General features: G+C 37.5%; 21 protein-coding genes and 1 other annotated feature. Of the genes, 19 read left to right on the forward strand and 2 right to left on the reverse strand.

The features are described 5' to 3' along the window. Nucleotides 1–239: 239 nt before the first annotated feature. Nucleotides 240–1,811 (forward strand): ribonuclease Y, encoded by a 1,572-nt coding sequence (gene rny / locus QZ413_RS06885; RefSeq protein WP_297077839.1) that lies wholly within the window; start codon nt 240–242, stop codon nt 1,809–1,811. Between the two features lie 34 nt (nt 1,812–1,845). Here the strand turns inward: rny and treR are convergent, their stop codons facing one another. Further along, entirely contained in the window at nt 1,846–2,562 is a 717-nt protein-coding gene (gene treR / locus QZ413_RS06890; RefSeq protein WP_297077841.1) for a trehalose operon repressor, read from the reverse strand. Between the two features lie 280 nt (nt 2,563–2,842). Here treR and ispE point away from each other — a divergent pair, with 280 nt between their 5' ends. The 7 genes from ispE to QZ413_RS06925 all read left to right on the forward strand — a co-directional run bounded on the left by ispE (nt 2,843) and on the right by QZ413_RS06925 (nt 10,015). Next, entirely contained in the window at nt 2,843–3,694 is an 852-nt protein-coding gene (ispE, locus tag QZ413_RS06895) for a 4-(cytidine 5'-diphospho)-2-C-methyl-D-erythritol kinase (RefSeq protein ID WP_297077843.1), read from the forward strand. A 191-nt stretch (nt 3,695–3,885) separates the two neighbouring features. Next, nucleotides 3,886–4,815 carry a metal ABC transporter substrate-binding protein gene (locus tag QZ413_RS06900; RefSeq protein ID WP_297077845.1) on the forward strand — a complete coding sequence of 310 codons (930 nt, stop codon included), beginning with the start codon at nt 3,886–3,888 and terminating at the stop codon, nt 4,813–4,815. Nucleotides 4,816–4,827: 12 nt separating this feature from the next. After that, nucleotides 4,828–5,508 (forward strand): metal ABC transporter ATP-binding protein, encoded by a 681-nt coding sequence (locus QZ413_RS06905; RefSeq protein WP_297077847.1) that lies wholly within the window; start codon nt 4,828–4,830, stop codon nt 5,506–5,508. Further along, nucleotides 5,481–6,326, forward strand: coding sequence for a metal ABC transporter permease (locus QZ413_RS06910; RefSeq protein ID WP_297077848.1), 846 nt, complete (start codon nt 5,481–5,483; stop codon nt 6,324–6,326). The genes QZ413_RS06905 and QZ413_RS06910 overlap by 28 nt, the downstream gene beginning before the upstream one ends. Nucleotides 6,327–6,480: 154 nt before the next feature. Then, a complete protein-coding gene (gene purR, locus QZ413_RS06915; protein WP_297077850.1) occupies nt 6,481–7,305 on the forward strand; it encodes a pur operon repressor in 825 nt (274 codons plus the stop codon). A gap of 245 nt (nt 7,306–7,550) precedes the next feature. Beyond that, nucleotides 7,551–8,924, forward strand: a complete 1,374-nt coding sequence (gene glmU / locus QZ413_RS06920) for a bifunctional UDP-N-acetylglucosamine diphosphorylase/glucosamine-1-phosphate N-acetyltransferase GlmU (protein ID WP_297077852.1) — start codon at nt 7,551–7,553, stop codon at nt 8,922–8,924. Between the two features lie 110 nt (nt 8,925–9,034). Further along, nucleotides 9,035–10,015, forward strand: coding sequence for a ribose-phosphate diphosphokinase (locus QZ413_RS06925; RefSeq protein WP_016186192.1), 981 nt, complete (start codon nt 9,035–9,037; stop codon nt 10,013–10,015). Nucleotides 10,016–10,052: 37 nt separating this feature from the next. On the opposite strand, the gene QZ413_RS06930 is transcribed toward QZ413_RS06925, so the two are convergent. After that, the gene (locus tag QZ413_RS06930; protein ID WP_297077854.1) at nt 10,053–10,433 is read right to left on the reverse strand and encodes a hypothetical protein; all 381 of its coding nucleotides are present in this window, start codon (nt 10,431–10,433) and stop codon (nt 10,053–10,055) included. A 201-nt stretch (nt 10,434–10,634) separates the two neighbouring features. On the opposite strand from QZ413_RS06930, the gene QZ413_RS06935 reads away from it, so the two are divergent. The 11 genes from QZ413_RS06935 to QZ413_RS06985 all read left to right on the forward strand — a co-directional run bounded on the left by QZ413_RS06935 (nt 10,635) and on the right by QZ413_RS06985 (nt 17,309). After that, nucleotides 10,635–11,033 (forward strand): hypothetical protein, encoded by a 399-nt coding sequence (locus QZ413_RS06935; RefSeq protein ID WP_297077855.1) that lies wholly within the window; start codon nt 10,635–10,637, stop codon nt 11,031–11,033. Next, the gene (locus QZ413_RS06940) at nt 11,030–11,791 is read left to right on the forward strand and encodes a DUF6681 family protein (protein ID WP_297077856.1); all 762 of its coding nucleotides are present in this window, start codon (nt 11,030–11,032) and stop codon (nt 11,789–11,791) included. Before QZ413_RS06935 ends, QZ413_RS06940 begins: the two co-directional genes overlap by 4 nt. 253 nt (nt 11,792–12,044) lie before the next feature. Continuing rightward, nucleotides 12,045–12,314 (forward strand): 30S ribosomal protein S14, encoded by a 270-nt coding sequence (gene rpsN, locus QZ413_RS06945; RefSeq protein ID WP_297077858.1) that lies wholly within the window; start codon nt 12,045–12,047, stop codon nt 12,312–12,314. 12 nt (nt 12,315–12,326) lie between these two features. Further along, complete coding sequence (gene rpmF / locus QZ413_RS06950; RefSeq protein ID WP_297077859.1) at nt 12,327–12,494, forward strand: 50S ribosomal protein L32; 168 nt, start codon at nt 12,327–12,329, stop codon at nt 12,492–12,494. Beyond that, nucleotides 12,491–12,889, forward strand: a complete 399-nt coding sequence (locus QZ413_RS06955; protein ID WP_297077860.1) for a hypothetical protein — start codon at nt 12,491–12,493, stop codon at nt 12,887–12,889. The genes rpmF and QZ413_RS06955 overlap by 4 nt, the downstream gene beginning before the upstream one ends. Beyond that, the gene (gene rpmG / locus QZ413_RS06960; protein WP_297077862.1) at nt 12,861–13,010 is read left to right on the forward strand and encodes a 50S ribosomal protein L33; all 150 of its coding nucleotides are present in this window, start codon (nt 12,861–12,863) and stop codon (nt 13,008–13,010) included. The genes QZ413_RS06955 and rpmG overlap by 29 nt, the downstream gene beginning before the upstream one ends. Before the next feature lie 21 nt (nt 13,011–13,031). Beyond that, nucleotides 13,032–13,148 (forward strand): putative metal homeostasis protein, encoded by a 117-nt coding sequence (locus tag QZ413_RS06965; RefSeq protein WP_016186178.1) that lies wholly within the window; start codon nt 13,032–13,034, stop codon nt 13,146–13,148. A 39-nt stretch (nt 13,149–13,187) separates the two neighbouring features. Continuing rightward, nucleotides 13,188–14,681, forward strand: coding sequence for a zinc ABC transporter substrate-binding protein AdcA (locus QZ413_RS06970; RefSeq protein ID WP_297077893.1), 1,494 nt, complete (start codon nt 13,188–13,190; stop codon nt 14,679–14,681). A gap of 47 nt (nt 14,682–14,728) precedes the next feature. After that, on the forward strand, nt 14,729–15,553 hold the full coding sequence (locus QZ413_RS06975; RefSeq protein WP_297077864.1) for a MurR/RpiR family transcriptional regulator: 825 nt from the start codon (nt 14,729–14,731) through the stop codon (nt 15,551–15,553). A 129-nt stretch (nt 15,554–15,682) separates the two neighbouring features. After that, on the forward strand, nt 15,683–16,351 hold the full coding sequence (gene rpiA, locus QZ413_RS06980) for a ribose 5-phosphate isomerase A (RefSeq protein WP_297077866.1): 669 nt from the start codon (nt 15,683–15,685) through the stop codon (nt 16,349–16,351). Then, the gene (locus QZ413_RS06985) at nt 16,344–17,309 is read left to right on the forward strand and encodes a Gfo/Idh/MocA family protein (RefSeq protein WP_297077868.1); all 966 of its coding nucleotides are present in this window, start codon (nt 16,344–16,346) and stop codon (nt 17,307–17,309) included. The genes rpiA and QZ413_RS06985 overlap by 8 nt, the downstream gene beginning before the upstream one ends. A gap of 39 nt (nt 17,310–17,348) precedes the next feature. Further along, nucleotides 17,349–17,545 (forward strand) — a binding site (T-box leader). Nucleotides 17,546–17,591 lie beyond the last annotated feature (46 nt).

Consider the following 17,591-nt stretch of genomic DNA (forward strand, 5'->3'; position numbering starts at 1 on the left):
AGACTTAACTTATCGAATAAGTTAAGTCTTTTTTTATAATCCAAAGAAATCGCTTTATTTAGTTAGGGAAGTAAACTCTGGTTTCCTCCTTTTTAAGTTGACACTCTTTACTTAAGCCTTTAGAATGAAATTGTGCGACATGCACATATGCAAGTAGGCATATTGATACTAACAATCAAAAATAGTTTATCAAAAAACTACAAACATAGTAAAAAAATAAGATAGTTGGAGGTGATTCGATGAGCACAATGCTGATACTTCTCCTCGCTATCCTCAGTTTATTTGTCGGTCTTGGTTTAGGGTTACTAGCGATGGTGAAGTCTAATGCGCGTCGACAAAAAGAATTAGACGATGCACAACAGTCGGCATCCGCAATTCTTGCACAAGCAAGAAAAGAAGCAGATACCTTGAAAAAAGAAATGTTACTAGAAGCAAAAGAAGAGAATCAACAGCATCGATCCGAGATTGAAAGAGAGTTGAAAGAAAGCAAACTTGAATTAAAATCACAAGAAAATCGCTTACTACAAAGAGAACAACTACTTGATCGAAAAGATGATTCTTTGGAAAAACGAGAACATTCATTAGAAGCAAAAGAGCAACGAGTGAGTGAGCGACAATCTCAAATTGATGAGCGAGAACAGAAGGTCGAAGAATTAATTACCACTCAGCAAACAGAGTTAGAACGTATTGCTGGATTAACGAAAGAAGCAGCAAAAGATGTGATCATGAAGTCGACGGAAGAAGAGTTGACTCATGAATTAACAATAATGGTCAAAGAATCAGAACAACGAGCAAAAGAAGAAGCCGATCGTAAGGCGAAAAACTTACTTTCATTAGCATTGCAACGTTGTGCAGCAGATCAAGTATCTGAAACAACAGTATCTGTTGTAACATTGCCAAATGATGAGATGAAAGGTCGTATCATTGGTCGTGAGGGACGAAATATTCGTACACTAGAAACATTAACGGGAATCGATTTGATTATCGACGATACCCCAGAAGCGGTCGTGTTATCAGGATTTGATCCAATTCGTCGTGAAATTGCTAGAATGACCTTGGAGAAATTAATCCAAGATGGTCGTATCCACCCAGCGCGTATCGAAGAAATGGTCGAAAAATCGCGTAAAGAAATGGACGAGCGGATTCGTGAATATGGTGAACAAGCAGCCTTTGAAGTTGGCGCACATACGTTGCATCCTGATTTGATCAAAATCATGGGACGTTTACGTTTTAGAACGAGTTACGGTCAAAATGTGTTAAATCACTCAATCGAAGTAGCACGCCTAACTGGTGTTTTAGCTGCTGAAATCGGTGAAGATGTACAGTTAGCTAAGCGAGCTGGTTTCCTACATGATATCGGTAAAGCTTTAGATCATGAAGTTGAAGGTTCTCACGTTGAAATCGGTGCTGAGCTAGCGGCAAAATATAAAGAAAACCCTGTGGTTATCAACGCAATCGCATCCCATCATGGCGATACAGAAGCAACTTCGGTTATTTCTGTATTAGTTGCAGCAGCCGATGCTCTGTCCGCTGCTCGACCAGGTGCTCGTAGTGAATCGTTAGAAAACTACATCCGTCGTCTAGAAAATCTAGAAAATATCTCAAATGGCTTTGCCGGAGTGGCTTCAAGTTTTGCAGTTCAAGCAGGGCGAGAAGTACGCGTAATGGTAAAACCAGAAGAAATTTCTGATTTAGAAGCAGTACGCTTGGTGCGAGACATCCGTAAGAAAATTGAAGATGATTTGGATTATCCAGGTCATATCAAAATTACCGTGATTCGTGAAACACGCGCTACTGATTATGCTAAATAAAAAAATCTCTCAACTTTTCAGTTGAGAGATTTTTTTATTCTTTTTTACGATAGACATAATTAATAAATTTAAAGCGATCTAAGCGATGAATCGATTCGGTATATTCAAAACAACGTGAATCATCTAGATACACTAGACTACGGATCGTGATGACATTTTGATCTTCTGGATGAAGATTCATCAATGAACGGAATTCTTTACTGACAGGATCGACTGTAATTTCACGCCTAGCAAAAGCGATAGATAAGTTTAATTCATTCTCAAAATAATCATAAATCGACTCCTCAGCTTGTTCTAAAGAAACATTAGGAATGATACTTTGTAATAGATAGTCTTTATCTAAAATAACAACTTCTTTATTGATACGTCTTTGGCGGATCAATCTCCACACAGGAGCGTCTAGAGGCCAGTTTGTTGCTTCGTGGATCCGTTTGGAAACTTTTGTTAGTGTGATCTCAACTACACTGGTTTCACTTGGAATACTTTGAGCATCTTGTAATTCTTTATAACTCGCTAAACCAGATATTGGAAAATCCATCCGGTTTGTGTCGAGTACGATAGATCCTTTTCCTTGTTTCTTTTGGATATAACCTGCATTTAATAAAAGTTGTAAAGCTTTACGAACAGTCTCACGTGAAACACCATATAGTTTGATTAGCTGATTTTCACTAGGCAACAAGGTGTGTGCGGGATATTCATTAGCTAATATTTTTTGTTCTAGATCTAAAAATATTTCTTTGAATTTATTCACTCTATTTCTCCTTTTTGAAACAAAACTACCGACAGATCTACCATTCAAATGAAGAGCAAGACCGATATATGAGTAATCTCCTGTTAAGGTGGGGCTTCTGCTCTGATTTTAGTGCACTTTTTCTTACTTGTCTAGACATGTTTAGGATTTATTTAAAAATATGAAAGCGTTATTAATTTTGAGGATACAAGGAATTGATAAGAAATACAACTTAAATTGAGATAGTTTTTGAAAAATCTGATATGATAGAAAAAATAGAAACTATAATAAGGTGAGGTATATGGAGATTTTCGAAAAGGCCCCAGCGAAGATTAATCTCGGACTAGACGTATTATATAAGCGAACGGATGGTTATCATGAACTCGAGATGATCATGGCAAGTGTAGATTTGGCTGATCGTTTAACATTTGAACGCTTGGATGAAGATAAGATCATATTGGAAACCAATAAAGCATTCTTACCTTTAGACAAGCGCAATAATGTTTACCAAGCAGCAGAAAAAATCAAGCGACGCTATGGTATCACTGATGGTGTTAAAATTTCTGTTCAAAAAGCGATCCCTGTCTCAGCTGGACTTGGTGGTGGTAGTTCAGATTGTGCGGCAACATTACGTGGCTTAAATCGTTTATTCGACTTAAATCTTTCAATGGAAGAAATGATTCAAATTGGTGTCGAAATTGGAACAGATGTACCGTTTTGCCTACATGGATCAACAGCTCACATTCTAGGGAAAGGTGAAATCGTACAGACGTTACCGTCGATGCCAGCAAGTTGGGTTGTGCTTGTTAAGCCCAAGATCAGTGTATCGACGCGTAAAATTTTTCAGCAAGTAGAGTTAGAGCAACTCCATCATCCTGATATGTCGCGCTTGAAGCAAGCAATCGAACAGCAAAATTATGCTGAAATGGTTGCTTCGATGGGAAATAGTTTAGAGAGCATCACGATTCCTCGTTATCCCGTTGTGCAACAAATCAAAGATCGAATGATGAGTTATGGTGCGGATATTGCCTTGATGAGTGGAAGTGGACCGACTGTTTTTGCATTATGCCAAAAGCAATCTCGGGCACAAAGAATCGTCAATGCACTCAAAGGGTTTTGCGATGAGGTATATTTGGTTCGTACACTACATTGAGAAGCTATCCTTCAAGCAAGGATAGCTTCTTTTATATGTATTGATATTCCGATGTTTTCCGATTTAGTAGTGAAATTCGTTCCTAAATCAGAAATTATAGCGTAATCGTTGACGAAACAGCAATCCTCTGATAAATTATTCTTTGCGTTAAATCGTAAAAATTCCGATTTATAAAAAAGTGAGGAAAGAAAATGAAATACATAAAAAGAACAGCAATGCTAATTGCCGGATTAGGATTATTTTTAGCTGGATGCAGTCAGTCAAACACTGCTAAAGATCAAGCAAAATCAGATAAGATCCAAGCGATTGCAACATTTTACCCAATGTACGAGTTTACAAAGGAAGTATTAGGTGATGAAGGTGATGTTAGTTTACTGATTCCAGCGGGGACTGAACCACATGATTATGAACCTAGTGCTAAAGATATGGCAAAAATCGCTCAGTCAGATGTTTTTGTATACAACAGTCAAGATTTGGAGAGTTGGGTAACGAGCGCACAAAAAAATTTAGATCCAAAACATACATTGGTGATCGAAGCAACTTCAACGATTGCTTTAGAAACAGAGGATGACCATGAGTCAACAGATGGACACGATCATGAACACGATCCTCACGTTTGGACGGATCCAGTACTAGCAGTAAAAGAAGTTGAAGAGATAAAGACACGGTTAAGTGCACAGTATCCAGAGAAGAAAACGATTTTCGAAAAAAATGCTGAAGCCTATATCGATGAATTAGAACAATTGAATACAAAATATGAAGAAGCATTCAAAGGAGCAACACATCGCACTTTTGTGACGCAACATGCGGCATTTAGTTATCTTGCTCATCAATATGATTTGACACAAGAGTCCATTACAGGTATATCAGCAGAACAGGAGCCTTCGCCAAGCCGTTTAGCAGAATTGAAAACATATGTTAAAGATCATGATGTACGCGTGATTTATTTTGAAGAAAATGCATCGTCTAAAGTTGCTGAAACGTTATCTACTGAAACTGGAGTAGAACTTGCAGTTTTAAACCCGTTAGAAAGTTTAACACAGAAACAAATGGATGATGGCGAGACCTATATTAGTATTATGGAACAAAATTTAGAAGCATTGAAAAAAAGTATTTATTAAGGAGAGTGTAGTATGCGTTATATCGAAGTGCAAAATTTAACTTTTTATTATGACGATGAACCCGTTCTCTCAGATATTAGCTATCATGTAGATAGTGGAGAATTTGTCATTTTAACTGGTGAAAATGGTGCAGCAAAATCGACTCTCGTCCGCTCTACGTTAGGATTATTAAAACCAGCACAAGGAAAAGTCACGATTGCTAAAGAAAATGTCGCGGGAAATAAATTAAGTATCGGGTATATTCCTCAACAAATTGCTTCATACAACGTAGGCTTTCCAAGTACGGTATTAGAGCTCGTTCAGTCTGGTCGTTATCCACGTGGACGCTGGTTTAAACGTTTGACAGAACGTGATCATCAACACGTTAGAAAAGCTTTAGAAGCAGTTGGTATGTGGGATATGCGTCATAAACGTGTAGGTGCGTTATCTGGTGGTCAAAAGCAACGAATTAGTTTAGCAAGAATGTTTGCAACAGATCCTGATTTATTTGTACTGGATGAACCAACGACGGGGATGGACGATCAATCTAGACAAGAATTTTACCGTTTATTACGACATAGTGCCCATCAGCATCAAAAAGCGATTTTAATGATCACGCACGATCACGAAGATATTCAAGCTTATGCGGATCGACATATTCATTTAGTTAGAAAGGAGGGGACTCCATGGCGTTGCTTTCACTTGAATTCATGAGAAAAGCTTTTTTAGCCGCAATTTTTATTGCAGGAATTGCTCCGATGCTTGGTGTCTTTCTAGTATTACGTCGTCAGTCATTGATGGCCGACACATTATCACATGTTTCATTAGCAGGGGTAGCTTTAGGATTTGTTTTAAATCTTAATCCGACGTTTACTACATTGATCGTTGTAGTGATTGCAGCAGTTATCTTGGAATACTTACGCACGATCTATCGGACGTATTCTGAAATCTCGATTGCTATTTTAATGGCTGGGGGATTAGCATTAGCGCTCGTCCTTATGAATCTAAATGGTGGAAATTCAGCAGTGAGTGTTCAATCGTACTTATTTGGGTCGATCGTAACGATCACAACATCACAGCTTTACTTTTTAGGTGGTCTATGTTTGTTATTGGTCTTGATGTTTCTTTTCTTCAGACGACCAATGTATGTTTTAACATTTGATGAGGATACGGCTGAAGTTGACGGCTTACCCGTGCGCATCATGTCGATGTGCTTTAATATTCTTACAGGGATTGCTATTGCGGTAATGATCCCAATCGCAGGTGCGCTATTGATCTCAGCAATCATGGTACTACCTGCAGCGATTAGTATGAAACTGGGTAAAAGTTTTTCGGCTGTACTATTAATTAGTGTCATTGTAGGGCTTTTTGGAATGCTGAGTGGTCTGACAGGATCATTTTATTTGGATACACCTCCTGGTGCGACGATCACATTGGTATTTATTGCTTTGTTTTTAGTGGTTCAAATCATTCGTACACTCGTTGTACGATTTCAAATTCAAAAACAAAGAAAATTTCATGAAAAACCATAGTTTTATGAGCGAGAAACGAAAATTTCTCGCTATTTTTTTATCTTTATTTCATTATTTACGAACGTTTTTCTGATAATATTAGAAAATACTCGTAAAAATTAGTAAAAGACTATATAATGAGGAAAAATAGAAAATAAAAAGGGGCAAAAAACAAATGAAAGTGCGTCGCAGTGAGCGATTGATCGATATGACCCATTACTTGTTGGATCATCCACATGAATTAATCTCATTAACATTTTTCGCAAAACGCTATGATTCAGCTAAATCATCAATTAGCGAAGATCTAGCTATCGTAAAAAAAACGTTTAATCAAAGAGGAACAGGGATTTTAGAAACGATTCCAGGAGCTGCTGGAGGAGTAAAATTTATCCCAACGATCACTAAAGAAGAAACGAAAGGTTATTTGAAAGAACTAGCTAATCGTCTATCTGATCAAACACGCTTATTACCCGGTGGCTACGTTTATTTATCTGACCTTTTAGGGGAACCAGAATTATTGCGTCAAGTAGGTCGGATCATCGCTTCAAAATATTTAGGACAAGAAATCGATGCCGTGATGACTGTCGCAACTAAGGGGGTTCCGATTGCTCAGGCGGTATCTTATTATTTGAATGTACCTTTTGTTATTGTACGTCGAGACTCAAAAATTACAGAGGGTTCCACTGTTAGCGTCAACTATGTATCTGGTTCTTCTGAACGTATCGAAAAAATGGAATTATCTAAACGTAGCTTAAAACGTGGCTCGCGTGTCCTTGTAGTAGATGATTTCATGAAAGGCGGCGGAACGATCAACGGGATGCAAGGTTTGATCGAAGAATTTGAAGCCGAGCTAGTAGGAGTTACTGTTTTTGCAGAAGCGAACTTTAAGGGAGATCGTGCGGTAACTGACTATACATCTTTATTGTATGTCGAAGATGTAGATACACAGACCAAATCGATCTCTGTCGTACCAGGGAATTATTTTAACGAGCTAGACTAAAAAAGCAACTGTGATAGAAGTGGATAATCCAAGAAATAAGTTGGTTCATTCTGCTAGCAGTATTCTATATTTGGGTACTGTTTTGACTGGTCTTTAAAGGAGCCACTTCTAAAACATTGTCGATTTATTTTTAGGGGGTGTGACAGACTTTTGTCATATCCTCTTTTTGTTCACTAAAAGCGTTTGAAAAAGAATATGAATTGAGCTACACTTAAACGAGAAAATAAGGAATTGGAGTGAATTACGTGGAATCACGTTATGCCATTATTTTAGCTGCGGGTAAAGGTACACGCATGAAATCAAAATTATACAAAGTGCTACATCCAGTTTGTGGTAAACCCATGGTCGAACATATTATGAATCGTGTAACTGAATTAGCACCCACTCAAATCGTAACGATCGTAGGCCACGGAGCAGATTTAGTTAAAGAACAACTTGGCGAACGCAGTGAATATGCATTGCAAGCAGAACAGTTGGGTACAGGACATGCTGTATTACAAGCTGCACCATTTTTACAAGGAAAAAAAGGAACTACTTTAGTAATCAGTGGGGATACACCTTTATTAACAAGTGAAACTTTGGAACGTTTATTTGAATACCATGAAGGAAAACACGCTTCTGCAACTATTTTGACAGCGCATGCGGAGGATCCAACTGGTTATGGACGTATTATTCGTGACCGTGTCGGGATTGTTGAAAAAATCGTAGAGCAAAAAGATGCTTCAGTAAGTGAAGCCCAAGTTCAAGAAATCAATACAGGAACGTATTGTTTCGATAATGAATTATTATTTGAAGCATTGAATCAAATCGATACAAATAATGCTCAAGGCGAATATTATTTAACAGATATCATTGAAATTTTGAAAAAAGCAGACCATACAGTTGCTGCTTATCAAACAGAAAACTTTGAAGAATCGATTGGGGTCAATGACCGTATCGCTTTAGCAGAGGCCAATCGTATTATGCGTAATCGCATTAATACCGAGCATATGAGAAATGGTGTTTCATTTATTGATCCAAATTCTACGTATATTGAAGCGGGTATTAAGATTGGTGCTGAAACAATCATTGAACCAGGTGTTTACCTAAAAGGTCAAACAACGATTGGAGAAGGGTGCTTTATTTCTGGCCAAACTCAAATCGTTGACAGTACGATCGGAGACTATGTCAAAGTGTACTCTTCTGTTATTGAAGAAAGTACAGTACGTGATCATGTAGATATCGGGCCATTTGCACATTTACGCCCACAAGCAGAGATTCATGAGCACGCGCATATCGGAAATTTTGTTGAAATCAAAAAAGCAGTAGTGGGTGAACACACTAAAGTTGGACATTTGACTTATGTAGGCGATGCGACGTTAGGTAAAGAAATCAATGTTGGATGCGGTGTAGTATTTGTCAATTATGATGGCAAACATAAGCACCATACAACGGTTGGTGACCATGCCTTTATTGGTTCAGCTTCTAACTTGGTCGGACCAGTTACACTAGGGGAAAATGCGGTTGTTGCTGCAGGATCGACGATTACGATGAATATTCCAGATAATGGAATGGGAATTGCCCGGGCACGTCAAGAAAATAAAGAAGATTTCGCAAAAAAATTGCCTTATAATCAATAAGAATAACGGAATCACTTGATTTATCAAACAAAAATGACTACTATTTATGAGTAAGAGATTTCTAGAAACGTGTCGGATTCTAGTTTTAGGTATAGAAAGTGGAGGTTCTCATGTTAAACCAGTATTTTGATCCAAAGTTAAAGATTTTTGCCTTAAATTCCAATCGTCCTTTGGCTGAAAAAATTGCAGCTGCCGTTGGTGTCGAATTAGGAAAATGCTCTGTTAAACAATTTAGTGATGGTGAAATCCAAGTAAACATCGAAGAAAGTATTCGTGGTTCTCACGTATATATCATTCAGTCTACTAGTAGCCCGGTAAATGATAATTTAATGGAATTATTGATCATGATCGATGCGTTAAAGCGTGCGAGTGCAAAAACAATTAATATCGTGATGCCTTATTATGGTTATGCAAGACAAGATCGTAAAGCACGTTCTCGTGAGCCAATCACAGCGAAGTTAGTAGCGAATATGATCCAAAAAGCTGGCGCTACAAGAATGGTGACGTTAGATTTGCATGCAGCACAAATCCAAGGGTTCTTTGATATTCCAGTAGACCACTTGATGGGTGCTCCTTTGATCGCGAATTATTTTTTAGAAAAAGGGATCCAAGGTGATGATGTTGTTGTCGTATCACCGGACCATGGTGGTGTAACACGTGCACGTAAATTAGCTGAGTTCTTAAAAGCACCGATTGCAATCATCGACAAACGTCGTCCACGTGCTAATGTCGCTGAAGTAATGAATATTATTGGCCGTGTAGATGGTAAAGTATGTGTTCTGATTGATGATATTATTGATACAGCAGGAACAATCACACTAGCAGCTAATGCGTTAAAAGAAGCTGGAGCTAAGACTGTATATGCGTCTTGTACGCATCCGGTATTATCTGGGCCAGCCTTAGAGCGTATTCAGGATTCAGCGATCGAGCGTTTAGTAGTCACAGATTCGATCAATTTACCAGAAGAGCGTAAAATCGAAAAAATCGACGAAGTTAGCGTTGGAAAATTAGTGGCAGAAGCCATTAAACGTATTCATGAGAACAAACCAGTAAGTCCACTTTTTGAAACAAAAACACCTTTAAAAGGGTAAAAAAAAGACAGCTTCCATTTTTTGGGAGATGTCTTTTTTATTTGAAGGAAAAGTAGATTGGGATCGTAGAGAGTAACGTGATGACTAAGCCAACTAAAGCACAACTCATTCCTAAAGGTTCGTTTAATAGGAAATGAGCAATACTACCCAAAAGCATTAAGTAGAAAAACGTAGCGAATTGAATGACTAAATATGTACGATAATACGAAAGATAGCGATAGGTTTCACGAAGTTTCATCCAGCGAACAAATCCATAAGAAGCAAATGTCAGTCCGAGTAAAAATAAAAAGAATAACAGTGCTATCGATTCCCATAGACCGTGAGTGAATGCGCTGAATAACGCATATGTAGAAAAACCGATCAGTCCGACAGAGAGAATAAAATAGATAATGCTTTCAACACGATCGAATATTTTCATAGCGTTCTCCTTTTCACAAGTTCATCATATCTAGTTGAAAGTTTAACATATTCTTAAGATAAATACTACGATAGGTCTTCTAGGTCGACCAAAAAGGGTTAAATAAATCTTAATTTATCGCGTCATTTCAGAAAATAATCATTTTTTTTGAAAGAAATTGTGGTAGGATATTTTCGATACTACTAAAGGAGCATGAAAAACATGAGAAAAGTTCCGCCAATATTAAAACCAATTGCGTTATTAACGATTTCTGTGTTGATTGCCACAGCAACGACTGTGGTAAATAGTTCGAGTTATCGTACGACCACGAATACTACGACCACGACCACTACAACAAGTAGCCAAACAAGTCGTTCTAGTGATGAAACGAAACCTTCGTCTGATACCATTATGAGCGTTACAGAATCAAGCGTTGAACAAACACCAAGAACTTATGATACACAAGATCAAGAAACAATTAGTTCAAGCAGTGAAGAAAGTACGACTAGTGAAGAGAGTACCACAAGCGAACAATCTGATACGACACCGTCATCTTCAGTTGAAGAAAATGTAAATAATCTTAACGTAACTACAAGCGATGAGGCAGGTGCTAGTCAATGAGTTTCTTATTAGATATCATCAATGGAATCAATAAATTTTTAGGGTATTTAGATATTAGTCCTAAATACTTGAATCGCAGTTATACGATCTTAAGTATTTTCCCAACGCTTTATATTTTAAGAATCATCTATGGATTATTGCAAAATGAAAATTATTTACAATTTATTTTATACAGTATCGTTTTTGTGATTTTGATTTATTTCATTGCCTTGAATATCTTTTATTACTTTTTTGATAAAAATTTAAAAATTGATGTTACCCAACTTTTTGTAAAATATCTTCCAGATGAAGTCTTCAATATTCAACAAGAGTCTAAAACATCTGCCAAAACAATGAATGCGGTCGATACTGAAGAAATTACGATCGATTTTTATGACGATTATGAACTTATTTTAGCGATGAATATGCAAGAATTGATTGAAAAAAATGTCATATCAACAAATGAGTTATCACAGCAAGACGGCTATTTGATTGAATGGAATACGATCTATCCTTATTACTTTGTAAAACGGATCCACCAGAATCGATATGAGCTACAAATTGGAACAAGTTATCAATCACTAGTTCCGATCGGTCGAATTGAGCACAAAGCAGAAGGGAAATTAGAACCAGTAGGACTTTACGTGACTGGTGGCGATTTTGTCAAAGACGGGTTTCGCTATCATGAACCTTATCACTTGAAATTACTCGCTAAAAAACCACAAGTTGCAACAGAACAACCAGCGATGTCAAGAGCGCAACGTAGAAAAAAAGTATAGAAGGATTAAACGTAGTCATTACCATCGAATTTACTGATTTATGGCACTAAAACGTTTCTAGCAAGGACTAGTGAATACCCACAATAGCTTTCACTAAAATGAATATTGACGTCTATAAATCGAATGATTTTCGATTTATAGACGTTTTTTTTTGTGAAAAAATATTGACAACGAAACGCAGTTCTGTTAAATTCTTTCTGCTCAAATCGTATTCATTACGATTTAAATATGTCAAATAGGAAGAGGGAGTAATATGGCAAAAAAATCAAAAATCGCAAAAGCACAAAAACAACGTGCAACAGTCGAACATTATCGCAAACGGCGTGAAGCATTAAAAGCAGCTAAAGACTACCAAGGTCTTGCAGCACTACCGAAGGATGCTAGCCCGGTAAGATTGAAGAATCGAGATCGGATAGATGGTCGACCACGTGGATATTTAAGAAAATTTGGTCTATCGCGGATTGAGTTTCGTAAGTTAGCCTTAGAAGGAAAAATCCCAGGTGTCAAAAAAGCCAGTTGGTAAGGAGGAAGAAAAATGGCAGTACCTGCTCGTAAAACATCGAAAATGAAAAAACGCACACGTCGTACTCATCACCAGATCAAAAGTCCTACGATTGCTTATGATCTAACGACAGGAGTCTATAAACGCTCACACTATATCACCAAAGAAGAAGTGAAATTGCGAAAGGCGGAGGTTCGATGAAGATTATTTATCCTCCTTTGATCGAAGATGGCTATGCCTACTTTAAGCAGCAAACACCTAAAGCACAACTTTATCAAGAAATGTTCCAACAAGGAATTATCGACGAAACGGGAGCTCCAACAACAGAAGCCTTACAAAAAGGCTTGGTCAAAGATTTTGATGAAGCAGAAAATTTATTGTTTGATGAGTTTCTCGAGTTGTATCCGATTTTTAAGGTTCTATCTGATTTATCGTTTAAACAAATCGAAGGATTTTGGGAAATTCCTTTAACGGCTAAAAAACAATTACTTGCACTCTATCCCGAACTAAATTATGACCACAAACAACAACTTGACATGTATTTTCTAGAACGAGGAGGATTACAACATGCGTCAGACGATCATTTTGGAATGTAAGGAAACAAAAGAACGCTTGTACTTAACGAGTAAAAATAAACGAAATACGCCAGAAAAGTTAACATTGAAAAAATACTCACCAAAATTACGTAAACGCGTTTTATTTCAAGAAGTCAAATAACTATGATATGGGAGAAAAAAGATGGAAAAAACGGATTTATCGAGCGCTTATCGTCGTTTAAAAAGTCCAAATATCAAAACGAAAAAGCGTGCATTGAAATTGATTCAAGCAGCAAAACGAAAGCAAAAGGGGATTTAATACGTGAAAAATTATCAAAAATTATTGGGGTTAGGTACGATTGTACTCACTAGTTTGGGAATATTGAGTGCTTGTGGGAATAATCAAGAAAGTTCAGTAACAGCAGATTCAAAAAAATTATCAATCGTAACAACTTTTTATCCAATGTATGAATTCACAAAAGAAATCGTAGGAGATGAAGCTGACGTTAGTTTATTAGTTCCAGCAGGTTCAGAACCGCATGATTATGAACCAAGTGCTAAGGATATGGCTAAAATTCAATCGGCAGATGTATTTGTCTATCACAACCCTAATATGGAAGGCTGGGTATCTAACATAGAAAAAACGTTAGACGATAAGGTTAATGTGGTAGAGGGAACAAAAGGTATGTTGCTGTTACCAGGTTCAGAAGAAGAAGATCATGACCACGAAGAAGAAGGTCATCATCATGAACTTGATCCACACACTTGGCTTGCACCGAGTTTAGCGAAAAAAGAAGTGGCCTCAATCGAAGCACAACTAGCAAAGGTATATCCGGATAAAGCAAAAACATTTAAAACCAATAGTGAAGCATACTTAGAAAAGCTCACTACCTTAGATCAAAACTATCAAAAAAGCTTAAGTAGTGCGACGCAAAAAAGCTTTGTGACACAACATGCGGCCTTTGGTTATTTAGCTTTGGAGTATGGGCTAACCCAAGTACCGATCGCAGGTCTTTCACCAGATATTGAGCCTAGTCCTAAACGTTTGAGCGAGTTGAAAACATATGTAAAAGACAATGATATTCGCTATATTTATTTTGAAGAAAACGCGAGTGACAAAGTCGCTAAAACATTAGCGAATGAAACCGGTGTTGATTTATTAGTCCTAAATCCATTAGAAAGTTTAACGAATGAACAAATTAAAAACGGAGAAACCTATATCTCGGTCATGGAAGAAAATCTAGTAGCCTTAGAAAAAACGACACAGTCGACAGGAAAAGCTGTTGATTCAGAAACGACAGCCGCAACAGAAAAAACAGTTGCCAATGGTTATTTTGACGATAGCGCTGTGGAAGATCGACCGTTAGCTAATTATGCAGGAAATTGGCAATCGGTTTATCCTTTATTGCAAGATGGTACACTCGATCAAGTATTTGCATATAAAGCGAAATTAAATCCGGAAAAGACCGAGACAGAGTATAAAGCTTATTATGAAACAGGATATAAGACCGATGTCAATACCATCAAGATAACGGATAGTAAAATTAGCTTTACAGACCCCAAAGGAACACATACGTATACATATAAGTATGCGGGTAAAGAAATCTTGACATATACCAAAGGCAATAAAGGTGTCCGGTATTTATTTGAAACGACGGATAAAGATGCAGGGAATTATCGTTACGTCCAATTTAGTGATCACGGAATCAAGGATGAAGCAGCAGCTCATTTTCACATCTACTTTGGTGGAGAGAGCCAACAAGCATTATTGACTGAGATGGATCATTGGCCGACTTATTATCCGGCTGATCTATCAGCAAGTGAGATCGCTCAAGAAATGCTCGCTCATTAAATAGAATATGCTACAATAGGAAAATGATGGGAAAAAGGAGTAATTACGTGAATATTCTTGATAAATTACATACGATGTATACCACATTTTCGCTAACTGAAAAAAAAGTAGCTGATTATATTTTGGCACATCCTAAAGAGATCCCAAATATGACGATTGCGGATTTAGCCTTACAAAGTGAAGTCAGCGAGGCTTCGATCAGTCGTTTTTGCCGTAAGATAGAAGTCGTAGGCTTTCATGCATTAAAAATCGAATTGGCCCAAGTGACGATTCCAAAGCTAGATCCACACCCGGAACGCTCGCTGTTAGGCCAACGTTTAGCGCATATCAAGCAAAATAAAATCAAAGAGATCGAACAAACTTTGATGCAATTGAATGAAGTTGATGTTCAGCAAACACTAAATCAAATCGTTCAAGCAAAACGAGTTATTTTTTTAGCGTATGGAAATACGATACCTGTTGCAATGGATGCAGCCTATCGTTTTAATCAAATTGGGATCGCGGCTAACGCGTATGAAATTTGGGATACAGCATTAGCTGCTTTATTGACTTTTACCAAAGAAGATCTAGTCATCGTGATCTCAAATTCAGGAGAGACGAAAGATTTGATCAAAGCTGTCGAATGGTGTAACACGAAAGAGATTGTCGTAGTGGCGATGACGAATAATCAGCACTCTCCATTAGCAAAACTGGCTACGATTCACTTAACGACAGCTACTAGAGAACGGTTATTTCAAAAAGATTATTATTTTTCTAGAGTTTCAGCGATGTTGTTGACAGAAACACTGTTCTTGCTTTTAGCGTTTGAAGAACCTGAACGTTTAGAATTTATCAAACGACATGAGCAATTGATTTCAGATCATAAAATTTAAACTAGAAGTTGTCTTATGACAACTTCTAGTTTTTTCTTGACGAATAAGGAATTGCTTGCGTATACTTAAGAAAGTTAATTTCATAAATTATATTTTTTGTAAAATTAAATTTCATAAAGGGGTTTAGTCATGAAAAAACGCTGTGCAGCACTAGCTTTAAAGAAAATCCGATCTGGTATGGTATTAGGTCTGGGTGGTGGAAGTACGATTGGGTATCTAGTCGATATGATCAAAGAAACTAAATTAGACGTTCAAATCGTTACACCTTCAGAAAAAACCAAGCAACATTGTATCAATTCAGGCTTAACAGTACTAGACACGGCTTATGTGTCACAAGTTGATTTAGCCTTCGATGGTTGTGATGAAGTCGATGAAGAACTGATCGTGTTGAAATCAATGGGCGGAATCCATACGGAAGAAAAAATCATTGCACAAATGGCTAAAGAATATATTGTGTTGGTCGATGAAAGTAAAGTATCCAAAACGTTAAGCTTTAAAGTCCCACTTACTTTAGAAGTAGTCAAAGAAGCTATTGGAAGCGTCATTGAATCATTGAAACCATTAGGGACAAGTGCACTCCGTATGAGTCAAACGAGTGATTCTTATACGTATACAAGTCGTGGAACAGTATTAATCGATTTTATACCACAAACTATTGAGTTCGCTAGATTAAATCAAAGGTTACTTATGACACCTGGAATCGTGGATACATCATTATTTTACAAAATCGCTACCGGAGCAATCGTGGTGACAGAAACTACAGATTATGAACTAACAGGAGGAAAGTCGAATGTATAATTGGGGAATCATCGGAACTGGAGTCATTGCAAGAGAGATGGCTGAAGCGTTTAAGGCATTAGATCGTAAAGTGTATGGAGTCACGAGCGCACGTTTTGAACGAGCAGAAACGTTTGCCAAAAATTATGATATTGAGCACATCTATAAAGATGTTACAGAATTGCTCAAAGACGAAGCAATCGATATCGTGTATATCGCTACTCCGCATAATCTGCATTATGAACAAATCAAAGCTGCGTTACTACAAAATAAACATGTTTTTTGTGAAAAGGCGATTACAGTCAATGATCGTCAGTTGGAAGAGTGTGTCTCATTAGCAAAAGAGCGCGGCCTGATTTTATCTGACGGCGTGACGCTATTCCATATGCCTCTTTACAAAAAATTACAAAAAATCGTAGCTAGTGGCGAATTAGGTCCTGTTAAAATGGTTCAAGTCAATTTTGGAAGCTGTAAAGAATATGATGTGACGAATCGGTTTTTCTCAAAAGAATTAGCTGGCGGAGCTTTACTTGATATTGGTGTATATGCTACTTCGTTTGCGCGCTATTTCATGAGTAGTCAACCGAATGTCGTCTTGACTACCGGTAACTTTTTTGAAACAGGTGTAGACGAAACATCGGGCATTTTATTGAAAAATCCAGATGGAGAGATGTCAGTGATGGCTTTGACAATGCGGGCGAAACAACCCAAACGAGGAGTAGTCGCATGTGAGAAAGCATTCATCGAAATCAATAACTATCCTAGGGCACAGGAAGCAACGATCACGTATACAGAAACAGGAGAGACGATCACGATTACAGAAGGCGAAACTGCTCGAGCCTTAGAATATGAAATTTTAGATATGGAAGACTACATCACCAACCAATCGGGTGAACAAAACTTACAACTTGTTCGAGACGTTATGGCCACATTGACAAGTATTCGTACGCAGTGGGGAATGGTTTATCCTTTTGAATAGTTGACAATTTTTTTTAGCATGGTATGATAACAATCACATATAGATCCAATGGAAAGAAGAGTACGTTTTAATTGGTTGTTTAGAGAGGTTTTGGTTGGTGAAAAAAGCCCGGAGTTAAAGCAGAAGATGGTCTTTTCGGACAAGAGTGATCTTGCGGCCTGTTCTACGTTACAGAACGCTTAAGGGGAAATGATTTCCTAAATTAAGGTGGTACCACGTGATTACACGTCCTTTGTCGGCTGACAAAGGACGTTTTTTTTAGTTAAAAAGGAAAAGGAATGG

Source organism: uncultured Enterococcus sp. (assembly GCF_913775425.1).
Classification (GTDB): domain Bacteria; phylum Bacillota; class Bacilli; order Lactobacillales; family Enterococcaceae; genus Enterococcus_G.

Bases quoted from the DNA above. Each gene is read 5' to 3' on its own strand.
- rny (WP_297077839.1), top strand. From the start codon at position 240: ATGAGCACAATGCTGATACTTCTCCTCGCTATCCTCAGTTTATTTGTC.
- ispE (WP_297077843.1), top strand. From the start codon at position 2,843: ATGGAGATTTTCGAAAAGGCCCCAGCGAAGATTAATCTCGGACTAGAC.
- QZ413_RS06900 (WP_297077845.1), top strand. From the start codon at position 3,886: ATGAAATACATAAAAAGAACAGCAATGCTAATTGCCGGATTAGGATTA.
- QZ413_RS06905 (WP_297077847.1), top strand. From the start codon at position 4,828: ATGCGTTATATCGAAGTGCAAAATTTAACTTTTTATTATGACGATGAA.
- QZ413_RS06910 (WP_297077848.1), top strand. From the start codon at position 5,481: ATGGCGTTGCTTTCACTTGAATTCATGAGAAAAGCTTTTTTAGCCGCA.
- purR (WP_297077850.1), top strand. From the start codon at position 6,481: ATGAAAGTGCGTCGCAGTGAGCGATTGATCGATATGACCCATTACTTG.
- QZ413_RS06925 (WP_016186192.1), top strand. From the start codon at position 9,035: ATGTTAAACCAGTATTTTGATCCAAAGTTAAAGATTTTTGCCTTAAAT.
- QZ413_RS06930 (WP_297077854.1), bottom strand. From the start codon at position 10,433: ATGAAAATATTCGATCGTGTTGAAAGCATTATCTATTTTATTCTCTCT.
- QZ413_RS06935 (WP_297077855.1), top strand. From the start codon at position 10,635: ATGAGAAAAGTTCCGCCAATATTAAAACCAATTGCGTTATTAACGATT.
- QZ413_RS06940 (WP_297077856.1), top strand. From the start codon at position 11,030: ATGAGTTTCTTATTAGATATCATCAATGGAATCAATAAATTTTTAGGG.
- rpsN (WP_297077858.1), top strand. From the start codon at position 12,045: ATGGCAAAAAAATCAAAAATCGCAAAAGCACAAAAACAACGTGCAACA.
- rpmF (WP_297077859.1), top strand. From the start codon at position 12,327: ATGGCAGTACCTGCTCGTAAAACATCGAAAATGAAAAAACGCACACGT.
- QZ413_RS06955 (WP_297077860.1), top strand. From the start codon at position 12,491: ATGAAGATTATTTATCCTCCTTTGATCGAAGATGGCTATGCCTACTTT.
- rpmG (WP_297077862.1), top strand. From the start codon at position 12,861: ATGCGTCAGACGATCATTTTGGAATGTAAGGAAACAAAAGAACGCTTG.
- QZ413_RS06965 (WP_016186178.1), top strand. From the start codon at position 13,032: ATGGAAAAAACGGATTTATCGAGCGCTTATCGTCGTTTAAAAAGTCCA.
- rpiA (WP_297077866.1), top strand. From the start codon at position 15,683: ATGAAAAAACGCTGTGCAGCACTAGCTTTAAAGAAAATCCGATCTGGT.
- QZ413_RS06985 (WP_297077868.1), top strand. From the start codon at position 16,344: ATGTATAATTGGGGAATCATCGGAACTGGAGTCATTGCAAGAGAGATG.